This is a genomic window from Synechococcus sp. JA-3-3Ab, from assembly GCF_000013205.1.
In the GTDB taxonomy this organism is placed as follows: Bacteria; Cyanobacteriota; Cyanobacteriia; order Thermostichales; family Thermostichaceae; genus Thermostichus.
The window spans coordinates 2,088,573-2,103,409 of record NC_007775.1 but is presented as its reverse complement, the minus strand read 5'-3'; the positions used below and the strand labels follow the sequence as shown (position 1 = coordinate 2,103,409).

The 14,837-nt window shown below is 59.9% G+C and carries 13 protein-coding genes and 1 pseudogene; 7 read left to right on the top strand and 7 right to left on the bottom strand.

Going from position 1 to position 14,837, the window contains the following annotated elements:
* Positions 1-35 precede the first annotated feature (35 nt).
* A complete protein-coding gene (locus CYA_RS09825) occupies positions 36-467 on the bottom strand; it encodes a hypothetical protein (RefSeq protein WP_011430898.1) in 432 nt (143 codons plus the stop codon).
* Positions 468-847: 380 nt separating this feature from the next.
* On the opposite strand from CYA_RS09825, the pseudogene CYA_RS15375 reads away from it, so the two are divergent.
* From CYA_RS15375 to CYA_RS09805, 3 genes and pseudogenes are all read left to right on the top strand, one after another.
* A pseudogene (locus CYA_RS15375) lies at positions 848-958 on the top strand (SulP family inorganic anion transporter); the annotation flags it as partial.
* Positions 959-1,262: 304 nt separating this feature from the next.
* Positions 1,263-2,194, top strand: a protein-coding gene (locus CYA_RS14450) for an IS630 family transposase (RefSeq protein WP_148203202.1) whose coding sequence is annotated in 2 segments (ribosomal slippage) — positions 1,263-1,599 and positions 1,599-2,194 — 933 coding nt in all. Because the reading frame shifts where the segments join, the coding sequence is not laid out codon by codon here.
* Positions 2,195-2,396: 202 nt separating this feature from the next.
* Positions 2,397-2,654: a hypothetical protein gene (locus CYA_RS09805; protein WP_049749773.1), complete on the top strand. Its 258-nt coding sequence runs from the start codon at positions 2,397-2,399 to the stop codon at positions 2,652-2,654.
* Between the two features lie 210 nt (positions 2,655-2,864).
* Here the strand turns inward: CYA_RS09805 and CYA_RS09800 are convergent, their stop codons facing one another.
* Positions 2,865-5,033 (bottom strand): toll/interleukin-1 receptor domain-containing protein, encoded by a 2,169-nt coding sequence (locus CYA_RS09800; RefSeq protein WP_041438461.1) that lies wholly within the window; start codon positions 5,031-5,033, stop codon positions 2,865-2,867.
* Between the two features lie 196 nt (positions 5,034-5,229).
* Between CYA_RS09800 and CYA_RS09795 the strand changes: the two genes are divergently transcribed.
* From CYA_RS09795 to CYA_RS09785, 3 genes are read left to right on the top strand one after another with little or no spacing between them, the layout of a single operon-like run.
* Positions 5,230-6,738 carry a hypothetical protein gene (locus CYA_RS09795; RefSeq protein ID WP_011430892.1) on the top strand — a complete coding sequence of 503 codons (1,509 nt, stop codon included), beginning with the start codon at positions 5,230-5,232 and terminating at the stop codon, positions 6,736-6,738.
* 33 nt (positions 6,739-6,771) lie between these two features.
* Positions 6,772-7,158 (top strand): thioesterase family protein, encoded by a 387-nt coding sequence (locus CYA_RS09790; RefSeq protein ID WP_099813344.1) that lies wholly within the window; start codon positions 6,772-6,774, stop codon positions 7,156-7,158.
* Positions 7,145-7,696 (top strand): hypothetical protein, encoded by a 552-nt coding sequence (locus tag CYA_RS09785; protein WP_011430890.1) that lies wholly within the window; start codon positions 7,145-7,147, stop codon positions 7,694-7,696. The genes CYA_RS09790 and CYA_RS09785 overlap by 14 nt, the downstream gene beginning before the upstream one ends.
* Before the next feature lie 39 nt (positions 7,697-7,735).
* On the opposite strand, the gene CYA_RS15750 is transcribed toward CYA_RS09785, so the two are convergent.
* Positions 7,736-7,891: a PepSY domain-containing protein gene (locus CYA_RS15750; protein ID WP_346426067.1), complete on the bottom strand. Its 156-nt coding sequence runs from the start codon at positions 7,889-7,891 to the stop codon at positions 7,736-7,738.
* A gap of 532 nt (positions 7,892-8,423) precedes the next feature.
* On the opposite strand from CYA_RS15750, the gene ilvB reads away from it, so the two are divergent.
* Positions 8,424-10,220: a biosynthetic-type acetolactate synthase large subunit gene (gene ilvB / locus CYA_RS09780; RefSeq protein WP_011430887.1), complete on the top strand. Its 1,797-nt coding sequence runs from the start codon at positions 8,424-8,426 to the stop codon at positions 10,218-10,220.
* A gap of 282 nt (positions 10,221-10,502) precedes the next feature.
* On the opposite strand, the gene CYA_RS09775 is transcribed toward ilvB, so the two are convergent.
* From CYA_RS09775 to CYA_RS09760, 4 genes are all read right to left on the bottom strand, one after another.
* Positions 10,503-12,110: a glycoside hydrolase family 57 protein gene (locus CYA_RS09775; RefSeq protein WP_011430886.1), complete on the bottom strand. Its 1,608-nt coding sequence runs from the start codon at positions 12,108-12,110 to the stop codon at positions 10,503-10,505.
* 152 nt (positions 12,111-12,262) lie between these two features.
* Positions 12,263-13,738, bottom strand: a complete 1,476-nt coding sequence (gene glgA, locus CYA_RS09770; RefSeq protein WP_011430885.1) for a glycogen synthase GlgA — start codon at positions 13,736-13,738, stop codon at positions 12,263-12,265.
* A gap of 197 nt (positions 13,739-13,935) precedes the next feature.
* Positions 13,936-14,388, bottom strand: coding sequence for a DUF2996 domain-containing protein (locus tag CYA_RS09765; protein ID WP_011430884.1), 453 nt, complete (start codon positions 14,386-14,388; stop codon positions 13,936-13,938).
* 74 nt (positions 14,389-14,462) lie between these two features.
* On the bottom strand, positions 14,463-14,828 hold the full coding sequence (locus CYA_RS09760; RefSeq protein ID WP_011430883.1) for an NAD(P)H-quinone oxidoreductase subunit M: 366 nt from the start codon (positions 14,826-14,828) through the stop codon (positions 14,463-14,465).
* Between the last annotated feature and the right edge of the window lie 9 nt (positions 14,829-14,837).

Sequence of the window (14,837 nt, the reverse complement as noted above, 5' to 3'; positions counted from 1 at the left end):
GCAGGGGGATCCCTGGCCCTCGTCAGGGATGCCGGCTAACGCAACACCTTAAGGGGACTAGCCTCAATAGGGCGATTTCCCAGGAAAGTTTTGGCAATTTTCAGGCCGTCCGCCATCACCGGCCGGTTGAGGGTTGGGTCATGGACAAATTTGACGCCGGAAGCCACCGTTGGGCGCCCCTCGCCCCAGGTATCCACAACTTTCAGAGTGGCAGCAGCAACCGGACGGCCATCGGCAAAGTAATCCACTACCTTCAGGGTGGAAGCTCCCACCGGGCGGTTGTCGATCTCGATCTTGCTGAACTTGACAGGGCTAGGAAACACCGGCGGGCCGGACCTCTCTCCTGACCCTAGAGCAGCCGGCAGGATCGGGTCGGCAGGCCGAGGAGCCAAGTTCAGACCGTTTCCTTGTCCCGTAGAGGTTTCTTGCTCCGGCAGCGGGCTGGAAAGACCACTAGGAACGGCCATAGCAATCTCCTAAGTTACAGAGGGAGCTGAAGGGAAAGGGGAGAAGAAACGACGGAATAAAACCGCCGAGCTGGGCGTCTTTAGGATCCCCGCAACCTCAGACCAGATTCTAAAAATATTCTAAACCATCGTTGGGCCTACGATCGGCTGCTCACACTCTGGCTTTATCCGTCAACTGCCGCTGAGGCACTCAGCGACGCTACACCTTCCCCGGTGCCATTGAGTCCGTATACACATTTGTAAACACTGTGTTACCCTTTGAAAGGACTTATCGGCAACTGAGGAGTGTTCGAGTAGCTGTGGTGAGTCAGCCAACTGTGGCTACGGATGACGCAGGCCAAGGGTGGAAAAAGCTTTTGGCGCGCTGGCGCGGCGACCTTATGGGCGGCTTGACCACAGCAGTGGTGGCTTTGCCGCTAGCGCTTGCCTTTGCCATTGCCAGCGGCGTTGATCCTAAAGCGGGGCTTTACACAGCAATTGTAGCTGGATTTAACACTCCCACCGCCTGAAGGCGGGGGATTCTTACGCAGTCCACAAAAGAACCCGTAACGGCGTTGTCAAAGCGCCTCTAGACAGTTCCTTCACGCAAAGCTCCAAGGTTCTGCTGACTTTCTTAAGCAGGTTGGCGACAGCATTTGCCTCAGCGTTAACCAACCACCCCTTTGCCGTTTGGTACAGGCCCCGCTTGACACGCTTTCCAGAGGGTTTCCACCCGTCGGGTTTTTCACCATAAATTAGGTACAGCCTTTTAATTTAAAATAGGGTACAAGTATTCAAGAGGAAGGAGAGAAAGGAATGCCGACTCATTCTTTGGATTTGCGGCAAAGAGTTGTAGCAGCCTACCAGGCAGGTAGCACCTCCATCCGCCAGGTAGCTAAACGCTTCATGGTTACCAAAAGAACAGTACACCGCTGGGTGCGTCAGTACCAACAAACTCAAGATTTAGCCCCTAAGAAAGCAGGCACCAAGCGAGTGGGCATTTTGGAACAACATCGGCAGGAAGTGATCGCAATTATTACAGAACACCCAGACTTCTACCTGTGGCAGTATCAAGAACTGTTGCGCGAGCGCTTAGGAATCAATGTAAGCATCGTCACGATACATAATTTCTTGAAAAAGCAAGGAATGACTTTAAAAAAAAGACCTACCGCAGTGCAAAAGTCAAAGAAGAGGAGGTGCAAAGGGAACGACTAGCTTATAGTCAAGAAGTCAGGAATATTCCAGCGGAGGATTTGATTGCCATCGACCAGACGGGAGTCTGGGAGGGAATGGAGCGGAGAGTATCTCGGAGTTTACGTGGTCAAAGGGCTTATCATTATCGTCAGAGATACAAGGGTGAAAAGTATACGGTTATTGGAGCTATTTCCTTGAGAGGTGTAGTTGGCTGTCGTGTCATCAAGGGTGGGATGAAGAAAGGAGATTTTTTGGAGTTTTTGAGAAGCGAGCTATGTCCGAAGCTAGATGCGAGGAAGGATTTAAATATCCACAAGAGTCGGGAAGTTGAGGAATTGATTAGGGGGACAGGAGCACGAATCCTATACCTACCTGTGTATGCGCCGGAGTTGAATCCCATTGAGATGATGTGGTCGGTGTTGAAGCATTTTATTCGGCAGCTTTGCAGAATTGGGAAATATAGCATGGAGCAGATAGTGAAGACTTCTTTACTACTGATCAATCCATCCTCCTTCCAAAGTTGGTTTGCTAAGTGCTGCTATTGTACCCCTTGAGTCCTTAACAGGCTGTAAGCTCAACCACTTTACGGTCATTTCGGCTGATGGAGTTTCTCTTTCCTGACAGAAGCCAAAACCAGTGGTACACTACCGCTACGGTGAGTTGGTCAGATTGATGGCAGGGATCCCTCATTTCTATTGGCGTTGGGCTAGGTGGGCTACACCGGCTCTGTGGGCGTTGCTGCTGTCGCCTGCTCCTATGGCTTGGGCTTCTGCTCTGGAGGTGCCTCAATTTGATCTGAGTGTTGTCCGCTCTCGTTCTTTGCCGTGGCGGCACCCGCTCCCTTGGCCAGAGATAGGGGATCCCAACCCATCTGAAGCTGAGGTCGAGGCGGCGGAGCATCTTTTCTTGGAGTTCACCCTCGAAGAGAGCAACGCCGCCATTGCCCTGTTCGGGTGTGATTGCCCAGCCCATATCAACCAACTGCGACGACTGCGCGGCCTGCCCTTGCTGTGAACGGGGGAGAGCTGACGGCCCCTCTGAACAGCACAGTTTGTATATTGCTAAGGCTGAGGTTCTCCCCCTGCTCAGTAGCCTGCTTCCGCGCTTCAGTTCGCGGATGGTCTACATAGCCCTGAGCCGGTGGAGTTTTGTCAGGCAGGGAGGCAAGCTGTCCCTGGGCATAAATCCAGTCAGGGCGTTGTGGGGATTGGCACAAGACAAGGGCTAAGCGGAGGGATCCGGTAGGGGCCTACGGTCTACCGGTTGCGGCTCCTCTTGAGGGGTGAGGGTTTTCAGTTCTGGCAGCGCCGTTCCTGCCGGCGCGTCAGCAGCAGGGCTCTCGGCAAAGTTGCCCGGCAACGGTGTCGGCGAGCTGGAGCCGGCGCGGTTCAGCTCCTGCAGAGCAGCTTGGGCCGGCTGAAACTGGGGATCCAGTTCCAGGCAGCGCTGCAAACTGGCCTGGGCCGCCTCCCGCTGGCCGGCCTGTAGTTGGATTAGCGCCAAGGTATGCCAGAAGGCGGGCCGCTGCGGCTCCAGTTCTGTGGCCCGTTGGGCGTCGGCTAGAGCCAGCTCCAATTTCCCCAGCTTCAGGGCCTCCCAGGCGCGGTTGTTGAGGGCCACCGCGTCTTCTGGGGTGAGCTGCAAAACCCGCGAGTAGGCCTCCACCGCTTTTTCTGCCTCTTTCAGGTCGCCATACACTAGCCCTAAGGCAAACCAGCCCCAGGGATCCCGTTCGTTGAGGCGGGTCATCTGTTGGGCGGCAGCAAGGGCTTCTTCCAACCGGCCCAAGCGCCGCAGGCTGGTGATCTGGCCAAACCAGCAGGCAAAGCTGCCGGGACGCTGTTGCACCAGGCGCCGGAACTGCTCCAGGCTGGCTTCGTATTGCCCCAGCTCCTGCTGGGCCACCGCCAGGGCGTAGCGAGCCGGGAAGTCCTCTGGCCGGATTTTCAGGGCTTCCTCGAAGTGAATGCAAGCCTCCCTCAGGTAGCCCAATTTCTGGAAGGCCACGCCGCGGGCATACCAGCTTTTGGGGTTGTCGGCGTCGTAGCGCAGAGCACGTTCCAGGGCCTTGCTGGCCAGCCGATACTGCCCCAGGCGCAGCAGAGCCACCCCTAGGTTGTGGAGCGTAATGGGATCCCGGCGGCGCAGCCGCAGCGAGCGCTTGTAACACTCGATGGCCGAGCGCAGCCGCTGGCAGTGGAACAGGGCATTGCCTTGGTAGCGCCAGACCCGGCCACTTCTGGGGTTGAGCTTCAGGACGCGGGCAAAGCTGGCCGCCGCCGAGCTGGGCCGCCGCAGCCGCCGCAGCACGATCCCACGCGCCAGCCAGGTGCGGGGCTGTTGGGGGTTGTAGCGCAGCGCCTTGTTCAGGCTGTTGAGGGCCAGCTTGGGCCGCTTCAGTTGCATGAGGCGAATGCCGCGATTGTGCCAGGCCAAGGCATCTTCGGGGTTGCTCTCCAGCACCTTGTCGTAGTTGACCACCGCCGCTTTGTACTGGCCCAGGCGCCCCAAAATCAGGGCCAGGCGCAGCCGCGTCTCCTCGTCGTAGGGGTTGATGCTCAGGGATCCGTTGTAGCTGTCCACCGCCTCGCGGTAGCGGGCCAACTGCACCAGCACATCGCCGCGCCGGCTCCAGGCCAGGGCAAAGTTGGGATCCATGTTCAAGGCACGGTCGTAGGCGGCCAGCGCCTCGCTCAGGTTGCCCCGCTTGCGCCACTCCTCGGCCCGCTCAAATTGAATGTCGGCGCTGTTCCACTGAAACAGCCGCTGAATAAATTGCAAAATGGCAATCTTGCGTGCTCCTTCCTCCGGCGTGGCAGAGGGCATTTCGCCGGTGGCAATGCGCAGGATGGCCATTTGAATGGCCCGCAAAAAGGCCTGGAACCCCCGCACCTCCTCATCTTCAGGGAGTTCCTCGCGGCGACGGTATTGCAGCCGAAATCGCTGCAGATCCCCGGGGGCGGGAAAGCTGGGATCCAAAAAGTGCATCAGCTCCCGGGCCCGGTACTCGAACAGCACCGGATCCTCATCGGAGCCGCTAAAGTCCAGCAGCGGCGCTTCTGCCAGGGGGCGGGGCAGCTCGGCGGGCGTGTGCAGCAGCGTCAGCAGGCGCTGGTTCTGCCGGGGCGGGGCGTGGGAGAAGCCGCTGTAGAGCTCATCTCTGGGCCAGGGATTGGCGACAAACTCCGGCGAGGCCACCACCCCGACCCAGCGGCACTGTTCGATGGCCAGTTGCAGCTCCAGCCGGCGGTCGTCTCCTGGCTGTAGCATCCAGCGGTCAAACCAGACCTTGAAGCCCTCCCGATCCAGCCGCTCCGCCAACTGCCGCGCCCAACGGGCCTGGGCCCGGTGGTAACGCAAGAAGAGGTCGAACTTGTAATGCTCGGAAGACATGAACGCCCGCTCGCTGCTCTTTTCCAGCTTATCTTTGCCACCGCCTCGGCGGCTTGGGGCATTGCCCTTCCCCGGCTGGGGGATAAGGCACCAAGTTTCTGTCAACCCTTTTGCCGTTTGCGCCAGCGGGACGGAGTCCTTCGATGGCCAGACCAAGATCGGCGATAGTTGAGGAAGGGTTGGTCAGGAGGGGGAGATGGTAAGCGGAGCGCTGGCGATTGGGGCTGCAATTGGCTTGGTGGTTTTGCTGTTGGAAGCGATTCGCTATCGCCGCTGGGGATCCCTTCGCCGTTGGCAGCCGGCAGTGGGGCTGGGCTTGGCAGCCTTGGCGGCGCTGGGGGCAGGGCTGGGACAGTTGTCGGAGCCGATCCCGCTAGCGGTGTTGCTGGGGGGACTGGTGGGGTTGGGTCTGCTGGGCTTGAGCGGCTGCGGGCGGGCCGGGCAGGGGCTGGCGGTGCTGCTGCTCAGCTTGGCCAGCGTGTGGGGCCTAGCCCGCGGTGCTTTCGAGGAATCTGAGGCGGGAGCTGCTTTTTCTCTGCTGCTGTGGGGCTGCGGCCTGGGGATGGGCTTGGTGGGGATCCCGTTGCTGGGCTGCTTGGCCGAGGCGGAGATGCTGTCTGTGCTGATGGGTCTGGGCCAGGGCTGGAGCGGCATCGCCGCCTTGACCTGGGGATCCCGCCTGCTGGAGATGGGCTCCCCCCAAGATCTCCCTTGGTCGGTGCTGCTGCCGGTGGGGCTGGCTGCCCTCAGCCTGGTGGCGGGCACGCTGCCCCTGCTGATCCTCCCCGTTCCCGCCAGCGGGACGGAGTCCTCGCGCGACAGCGAGGTGGGCTCCAACCGGCTGCTGTCGGCCCTGGGGCACGGTGTGGGATGGCTGGTGGCGACGGCGCTGGCTTTGGCCCTGGTGCGCAACGGGCTGTACCAGGATCCCTTTTGGGCGCTGCTGTACGGGGCGGGGGTGCTGCTCTCGTGGGCTCTGCTGGCTTTGGAGGGCGGGATCCCGGCACCCGAGGGGAAAGAGGCCTTGCTCTGGCGGGCCTGTGTGAGCCTGACGCTGGTAGGCGGTGGGGCGCTGCTGGCGCTGCGGCTGGGGGGATCCTACGGGGCGGCGCTGCTGGGGCTGGGGTGTCTGGCTTTTCCCAGCCGCTGGGGGGCAATGGCCGCCCTGTTTTTGTCGGCCCAACCCCTGCTGCAAAACCTGCTGCACCAGTTCAACCTGCAGGTGGCCGGGATCGACCTCACCCAGCCCTATGTGGCGGCGGCGCTGTACCTGGGCATGGCGAGCATGGGGCTGGCAGCGCTTGTCCACTGGGTGTACGGGCAAGACAGGCCGCTGCCGACGGGGATCGGCCTGACGCTGGCCAGCCTGCTCCTGCCGCTGGGGGTGGGCTATTTCGTCCACGCCCAGCCGCAGGCGGCCTTCTTGCTGGCAGCCTTGATCACCGCCTTGATCTTGGCAGCGCTGCAGCCCATAGCCCTAAACCAAGAAAGGGGAAGGGCACCTTGGACAGGGACCCAAGCTTTGGGCCTGGCTATGCTTGCCATTTTGGGCTCCAACCTCAGCCGCAACTGGACGGTGACGGGGTTCTATGCCACCCGCCTGGAGCGGGCCCTGGTGCTGGTGGTTCTCGTCGGGATCCTGGTTCTCTGCCTCTTGCTTGGGCAGGGCTGGCGCCTGTGGCAGTCCAGGACTGCATCCCGCTAAATGCCCACCCTCGCCTGTTGGGGCTCCCAGACCGTGAAACCTGTTCCTCTCGGCACCCGCGGCACCTGGCAAGGGATCCCCGGCCCCGAGCAAACGGCAGAGGCCCTGGGCAACCCCGGCGTGAGGGTGATCGGATCCCCGGCGCTGTTGGCGCTGATCGAGCGGTGCGGCCACAACACCTTGCAGCCCTTCTACGAGGGGGAAGAAGCCGTCGTCGGGATCCGCTTTGCCCTGGAACACTGCTCGGCAGCCGTGGTCGGGGATCCTCTACACGTTCAGGTTGAGGTTGTGCAAGCGGTGGGAAGGCGCATTGAATTTCAGGTGAAGATCACGCAGCAGGGGCGCTTGGTCATGCAGGGATCCTATACCTGTCAGGTGGTCGATTTGCCCCGTTTTCTGGCTCGCTATGGGCTGGCCTGAGGTCATCCAGCGCCTGGCAGGGCTGTTGCTGGTCACGGGGTTGGGGCTGTTTTTGTTCTGGCCACAACAGCTCCTGCTGCGCTACCGCAAGCCTTGGCAGGGCCCCCTCGCCTGGGTTGGGGAATGGCGCGGGTGGAGGGGCTTGGCTCTGCGGGGCAGCCGTCGGGGTTGGGAATGGCGCTGCGGGTCCCTATACGTTCGCGGGCATTGGCCAGCCTGGGTGGGCTGCCGTCTCTCCTTTGCCGACTGGCCTCGCTTCTGGCCCCTTCTGAGGCGGTTGGCCGAGGGGATCCAGATCCAGTCCTGGCGAGGCGGCCTGGAAATCGGCTTTGCCGACCCGGCCTTGACGGGGCAGTGCCTAGGGCTTTTGGCAACCCTCCCCCCCTCGCTGGCTTGCCACCTGCGCTTGACCTTCGCCCACACCGGCTGGCACGGACAGGGATCCCTGCTGCTTTGCTTTCGCGCCTGGCGAGTGCTGGGGCCGGCCTTGGAATTGGCATGGCTCATCCTGCGCAGCAGCCGCTCGAGGATCCGATAGAACTCGTCAGCCCTCTCTTGGGCTCTTGCAGCAGCCCAACTACCAGTCATCATCGATGTCTAGAATTTTCCCGGCTCTGCCATCGATTTTGACCTCAATGTCGTTGGCAAACCCCACCTTCCAAACCCAGCGCCCATTCTCCCGCTCCAGTTCGACTTCTTCAACGGAAGCAGCGGGAACAACTAAGCGAGCAATCCAATAGTTTCTTCATCGATTGCTGAGACAGAAGACTGGGCAAAAACCGGCTCTGGGCCGGTCTTGAGGCCAGCCAGCGGGTTGCCGACCAGCATCGCAATCATCAAACCTAGATAGATAACAGCAGGTTTTAGAGAAGTAGGGGAGCTCGAGGGGCAATAATCCCCTCAATAAATATTGAGGGGAGGATGCCATCAATTTCAGGTTCAACCCTCTGAGAACCGGATGGTCTCACGTCGGCCTGGGCAGGTTTTGCAGCGCAGGATCCCCAGGGCAGCGGATCCCTTCTCATCTAGAGCCACCTCTGCTGGGGATGCGACAGCTCAGCCTTAAAGGGCTCTCCAAGGCAAAAGCAGGGTGAAGGAAAAAACCGGTTGCCACCCCCCAGGCAAATCTCAACCCTGCGGAGCAAACCCCTGCTAGACTGTTGAATTAAATACACAACCTAAAAAGCCGGCCAATAGCTGGCTGGTCTTCTAGCTCAAACCCTTCAGGTTGAGCGCTCGGTCGTCTTCAGTGGGGAGAAGATATCGTGGCAACAGGGGCCTATGCACTGGTGGATAGCCTGCATCGACATGGGGTGCAGCACATTTTCGGCTATCCAGGAGGAGCGATCTTGCCCATCTACGACGAGCTGTACAAGGCCGAATCCCAAGGGCTACTCAAACATTTCCTAGTCCGCCACGAACAGGCCGCTGCCCATGCTGCCGATGGCTACGCCCGCGCTACCGGCAAGGTGGGGGTGTGCTTTGCCACCTCGGGGCCGGGGGCAACCAATTTGGTGACAGGCATCGCCAACGCCATAATGGACTCCGTGCCTCTGGTGGCCATTACTGGCCAGGTGCCCCGCCATTTGATTGGTACTGATGGCTTTCAGGAGACTGACATTTTTGGCATCACCCTGCCCATTGTCAAACACTCCTACGTGGTGCGCGACCCCCGGCAGATGGCCCGGATTGTGGCCGAGGCCTTCCACATCGCCAGCACGGGGCGACCCGGTCCAGTGTTGATCGACATCCCCAAAGATGTGGGCCTGGAAGAGTTCGACTACCAGCCGGTCAGCGAGGTCAATATCCCCGGCTACCGGCCCACGGTGCGGGGCAACCCTCGCCAGATCCACGCGGCGGCCAAGCTGATCCTGCAGGCCAAGCGGCCCCTGCTCTACGTGGGGGGCGGGGCCATCATCTCGGGTGCCCATGCCGAGATTGCCGAGCTGGCCCACACCTATCAGATCCCGGTGACCACCACCCTCATGGGCAAAGGGGCCTTCGATGAGAACGATCCCCTCTCGGTGGGGATGCTGGGCATGCACGGCACCGCCTACGCCAACTTCGCCGTTACCGAGTGCGACCTGCTGATTGCCGTGGGGGCCCGCTTTGACGACCGCGTAACCGGCAAGCTGGACGAATTTGCCAAGCACGCCAAGGTTATCCACATTGATATCGACCCGGCAGAAGTGGGCAAAAACCGCACTCCGGACGTGCCGATTGTGGGAGATGTGCGCACCGTCCTGGTGGAGCTGTTGGCGCAACTGAGCAAAATGCCCCACACCCCTGGCCAGACGCAGGCTTGGCTGGAGCGGATCGAGCGCTGGAAACGGGACTACCCCCTGCAGGTGCCCCGCTATGAGGGCGTGATCGCCCCGCAGCAGGTGATCGATGCCTTTCGTCGCCATGCTCCCCACGCCTACTACACCACCGATGTCGGTCAGCACCAAATGTGGGCGGCGCAGTTTCTGCGTAACGGGCCGCGCCAGTGGATCTCCAGTTCTGGCCTGGGCACCATGGGCTACGGTTTCCCGGCGGCCATGGGGGTCAAAGTGGCCCTGCCCCACGCCGAGGTGATCTGCATCAGCGGCGACGCCAGCTTCCAGATGAACATGCAGGAGCTGGGCACGGTGGCCCAGTACGGCATTGCCACCAAGGTGGCCATCATCAACAACGGCTGGCAGGGCATGGTGCGGCAGTGGCAGCAGGCTTTCCACGGCGAGCGCTACTCCCACTCGGATATGACTCCGGGCATGCCGGATTTCGTCAAGCTGGCTGAAGCCTTTGGCGTCAAGGGCATGCGCGTCGATCACCCCGATCAAGTGGACGACGCCATCCAAGAGATGCTGCGCCACGAGGGGCCGGTGGTGGTCGATTTTGTGGTCAAGCGGGACGAGAACTGCTACCCGATGGTGCCCGCCGGCAAAGCCAACTACCAGATGATCGGCCTGCCGGAAAAGCGGCAACTGGAGCAAGCCGCCGAGCTGATTTACTGCCCCAATTGCGGCACCAAAAACCCCAGCCTGCACAAGTTCTGCGCCGAGTGCGGCACCAAGCTCTAGAACCGGCAGGGCTGGCCATCAGGGCAGGGAAGTTGGGATCCCTTCGCAACAAGGCCCGCCCTCGGCAGCGGAAAGTCCGCAGGGATGCCGATGATGGCTATTTCAAACTGCAGTCGTTTCAAACCCGATTGAAGAAAACACTTCCCGAGCGCGCCTCTGCTGCGACCAACCCCAGCCCATCGTCCAAGAGGAAGGGGGGGAGTGAGGCTCAAGTAGTCGGAAATTCTTTTTTCCACGCGGTGCGGGTGGAAGTTGCCAAAAGGTTCCGGCCTTACCCAATGGTCAGAGGGGCCGGTAGACACGGTAGTTGAGGTTGGGGAAGATGTTGTCCATGTATTCCACCTTGGCCAGCCACTGCTCGTCTTCAGGGGTGGCTTTTTCTCGCCGAAACTGGCCGGCTTGGATCTTCTCGTAGAGGTGATTGAAGCGCAGCAGGTGGGATTTGGTGCGGCGTACCGCATAGGGAACCATCGTCCCCGTGCGCATGATGAAGGCCCAGTCGGAAGATTGGGCCAGGAGCAATTCCCGCGCCGCCTGGTTCAGGGCCCGCCACTCCAGGTCATCGGCAGGCTCGCGGCGGCTCAGCTCGATCATCCGCTCGGTAGCCTTGTGCAGGTGGGGGTAGATCCAGGCGTTGGTGGGGTTGAGCCAGTACTCGTGGAAGCCGCGCGCCCCCCAACTGGACTGGGCAGGTTTGCACACCTGGTGGGTGGGGTTCTCCCGCAAGTACTCCGCCAGGTGAGTCATGCGATAGGTATTTTGGTCGAAGTAGCTCTTGCGAATGAGGAAATCCAAAAACCAGGGGCCCTCATACCACCAATGGCCGAACAGCTCGGCATCATAAGGGGCCACCACCAGCGGCGGACGCCCCATGACGCTGTACAAATACTCGATCTGCCGCTGGCGGTTGAACATGAAGTTGCCCGCATGTTCTGCCGCCTTCTCCCTGGCCCAGTAGGGATCGTAAAGTTGCTTCTGTCCCAGATCGAGGTTGCGCCCCGTGATGCGGTGGTACTTGATGCCGGTGTTTTTCCGCTGGCCGTTGGGCATGATGTAGGGCTTGATGTACTCGTAGTCGGCCTCGTACCCCAGGTCTTTGTAGAACTCGCGATAGACGGGATCCCCAGGGTAGCCCACCTCCGCTGACCACACCTGCTGCGAAGACTCGTGATCCCGACCGAAGACGGCAACGCCAGTCTCGGTGAAGATGGGGGCGTACATGCCGTAGCGGGGCCGCGGCTTGGCATAGAGCAAACCGTGGGCGTCGGTGATCATGTAGCGCAGGCCGGCATCGGCGATCATCCGCTCCAGCCCCTGGTAGTAGGCGCACTCCGGCAGCCAGATCCCTCTTGGCCATTGGCCAAAGTGTTCGTTGTAGTGCTCGCAGGCCACGATAAGTTGGGCCCATACCGCCTGCGGGTACATCTGCATCAAGGGCAGGTAGCCGTGGGTAGCCGCGCAGGTAATGATCTCCAGGTTGCCGCTGTCTTGAAACTGTTTGAAGGCCCGCACCAGATCCCGGTCGTAGCGCTCCCAGAGATCGCGCACCATGGCAAATTGCTTGATGTAGTGCTCGGCCAGGTAGCGAATGTGGCCGTTGGTGGCGTTCTTGTCGTATTCCAGTTGGGCCAGCTCTTCCAACTTGGTTAGGTAGTGGTCGTAGCGCTCCTGCAGCAAGGGATCCCGCAGCATCGACACCAAGGGCGGCGTCAGGGACATGGTGAAGCGAAAGTCGATGCCATCTCGCCGCAGCCCCTCGAACATGTGCAGCAGCGGGACATAGGTCTCGGTGATGGCTTCGTAGAGCCATTCTTCTTCCAGCACGAAGTCCTGCTCAGGGTGGCGCACAAAGGGCAGGTGTGCGTGGAGTACCAAGGCGAGATAGCCCATCATAGCGGCCAGGGATCCTCAGGTAGGAGAAGATAACCGAGCAAGCTCCCCTTCCCCGGCAATAAATCTGTAGGGAAGGTTAAGAGCGGCATTGCTACCTATCGTCCAGCATTTCCCCCTTGTGGTCAAGGGCTGGGATCGCTGGGGATCGCTCAGCGGTGGCGAATGAACTCGTAGATCTCCAGGTATTCTTTGCCGGGGTAGTTCCAGGAGTAGTCGTAGCTCATGCCCTGGACTTGCAGTTGGCGAAACTGGTCGGGAGCGGTGTACCACAGGTCGATGGCCCGATCCAGCGCCGACTCCAGAGCCGCGCGATCCGTGTGGTAGAACACGTAGCCATTGCGCTGCTCCGGCAATTTGCGAGTGTCGTAATCGCGGTCGAAAACGGTATCCACCAGGCCGCCCACGCCCCTCACCACCGGAACCGTGCCGTACTTGAGGCCGATCATCTGGGTAAGGCCGCAGGGCTCGTAGTGGCTGGGCACCACAAGGATGTCTGCCCCCGCATAGATGAGGTGGGAAAGTTCTTCGTTGAAGCCCAGCTCGATGTGAACATCGGGGTTGTCGTTGAGGTAGCGTTTCTCATGGGCAAACCAGGCGCCGATCCCCGGCTCCGTGGCGGATCCCAGCAGCACGAATTGGGCATTTTTAAACAGGGAGCGGTAGATGGCATGATGCACCAGATGCACGCCTTTTTGCTCGTCCAGCCGCCCAATATAGGCCACAATGGGCTTATCAACATCTTGTAGCCATAGCTGATCCCGCAGTGCTTTTTTGTTTTTGGCCTTGTTTTCCAAAGTTTGCGCCGTGTAGTGAAAAGGAATAAAGCGATCGATCTCAGGGTTCCAAATATCGTAGTCGATGCCATTCAAGACGCCGCGAAACTTGTGCTGGTGCAAGTAAAGAGTGTGTCCCAGTCCATAGTTGTAATTACCAAATCGCGCTTCCAGGGCATGGGTGGGGGAAACGGTGGTCACGAAGTTGGAAAAGACGATCCCGCCCTTCATAAAGTTGAGGGCAAAGGGGTTAAAGTTATCTCGCAGGCGGTCGTAATGAAAGTAATAGGGCTCCCGGTTGAGGCCGGTGGCCCAGAGGATTTCCGGGCCGCCAAAGCCTTGGTGTTTAAAGTTGTGGATGGTGTAGCATACCCGCTGGTTTTCCATGCCGTGGTACTTGTAAATCTCAAAGAGCAGCACCGGCACCAATCCTGTCTGCCAATCGTGACAATGAATGATATCGGGGCGCTTATTGCTTTTGAGAAGAAACTCCAGAGCCGCCTTGCTGAAAAAAGCAAAGCGCATGTTGTCGTCCGGGCAGCCGTAGTAGCAGCCACGATTAAAAAAGTTGTCGCCGGAGTGGGGCTCAATAAAAAAGCAAAGGCGGCCATGTACCCAGCCGCAGTACACCGAGCAGTGAATAGCTCCCCCATACCAGGGCACCCAGAGGTCGCGATAGGCGTCGTGCAAGCCCCAGATCTGGTCGTAGCGCATGGTGTCGTACTTGGGCAAAACCAGCTCGACACAGTGGCCCCGCACTTCCAGCTCTCGGCTGAGGCCGTACACCACATCCCCCAGCCCCCCCGCCTTGATGACCGGGGCACATTCCGACGCAATCTGCACGATGTACATTTCGCGCTCTCCCGTAGCACCGCCTTACTTTTCTTCACAAAAGATAATCTCTTTTGGCTTCTACAGCCCATCCCCCGCCTCAGCGAAAAGGGATCCCTGTCCGGGGATCCCTTCCTTGCCTAACAGGTGGCTAGCTCAATCTCTGGCTGCGCTGCCTACGGGTTTGGCTGGCGGCTCAGGCATCTGCCTGGGATCGCTCAATACCACTGCTGGGCATAGAGGCGCTGCAGCAGATAGAACACGAACAGGGGCACATCGACGCGACGCTCGTCGATCATAAAAGACTCAATGGTGCTGGCCGGGGATCCTTCAATAGCGCAGCGGAAGAACTTGGGCCCATTGAGGGATCCCTCGGCAAAGAGGACGCTAAACTGCTTTTTGCCGCCGGCAAACGAGCCAATCAGCGTCTTGCCCTCCAGCCGCAGTTGCAGATCGGTGACGCCGCGTTTCTGAAAAGCGGCGATGGTTGCCGGGATCACATCTTCTGCAATGAGTTGCTCGAAAGGCTTCTCTTCCTTGGCTGGTTTTTTTGCTGCGGCTTTGGGCGAGGCTTGGGCAGTGTCAGTCTCCTTGGGAGCAGGGTTGGCGGCCTCAACCCGGGCCGGCTTTTCGACAGCGGTTTCCTGGGCGGGGGTAGGTTCTCCAGACATGGGCTGATACTCCGATAACAGGTCAACGATTGGCGTGCGGGCTGGCAGGCCCAGAGTCAGGGATGGAAGAGAGGCTAACCTTTGGGGATGTACTGGCCGACAATTTCTTCAGCAGGGATCTGGGGGAAGCCCATGCTGTAGTTGGGGGTACGCCCCTGCAGGTTGTAGGCAATTTCCCCTTGCTTGAGGAGAGAGCGAATGAAGTGTTCCAGGTCAGAGCCGATGCGCCGCAGGTTGTACTCAGTCAGATCCCGGCCCCTGTACTCTTCTACCAATTCCTCAAAACGAGCATAGACCTTCTGCAAGGCGGCATCGTTCCAGACCAGCTCGTTGTCGGGATCCACATCGAGGGTGAGCAGATCGTCGCGAGGCACAAAGTGGTTATCGGCGGTCACCTCGCCAGCAAAGATGTGAACGTGGCGGGTGGTGCATTTCAGCATGGCTGTCGC

Bases quoted from the DNA above. Each gene is read 5' to 3' on its own strand.
- CYA_RS09765 (WP_011430884.1), bottom strand. From the start codon at position 14,388: ATGTCTGGAGAACCTACCCCCGCCCAGGAAACCGCTGTCGAAAAGCCG.
- CYA_RS09805 (WP_049749773.1), top strand. From the start codon at position 2,397: ATGGCTTGGGCTTCTGCTCTGGAGGTGCCTCAATTTGATCTGAGTGTT.
- CYA_RS09795 (WP_011430892.1), top strand. From the start codon at position 5,230: ATGGTAAGCGGAGCGCTGGCGATTGGGGCTGCAATTGGCTTGGTGGTT.
- CYA_RS09800 (WP_041438461.1), bottom strand. From the start codon at position 5,033: ATGTCTTCCGAGCATTACAAGTTCGACCTCTTCTTGCGTTACCACCGG.
- glgA (WP_011430885.1), bottom strand. From the start codon at position 13,738: ATGTACATCGTGCAGATTGCGTCGGAATGTGCCCCGGTCATCAAGGCG.
- CYA_RS09785 (WP_011430890.1), top strand. From the start codon at position 7,145: ATGGGCTGGCCTGAGGTCATCCAGCGCCTGGCAGGGCTGTTGCTGGTC.
- CYA_RS09825 (WP_011430898.1), bottom strand. From the start codon at position 467: ATGGCCGTTCCTAGTGGTCTTTCCAGCCCGCTGCCGGAGCAAGAAACC.
- CYA_RS09760 (WP_011430883.1), bottom strand. From the start codon at position 14,828: ATGCTGAAATGCACCACCCGCCACGTTCACATCTTTGCTGGCGAGGTG.
- CYA_RS09775 (WP_011430886.1), bottom strand. From the start codon at position 12,110: ATGGGCTATCTCGCCTTGGTACTCCACGCACACCTGCCCTTTGTGCGC.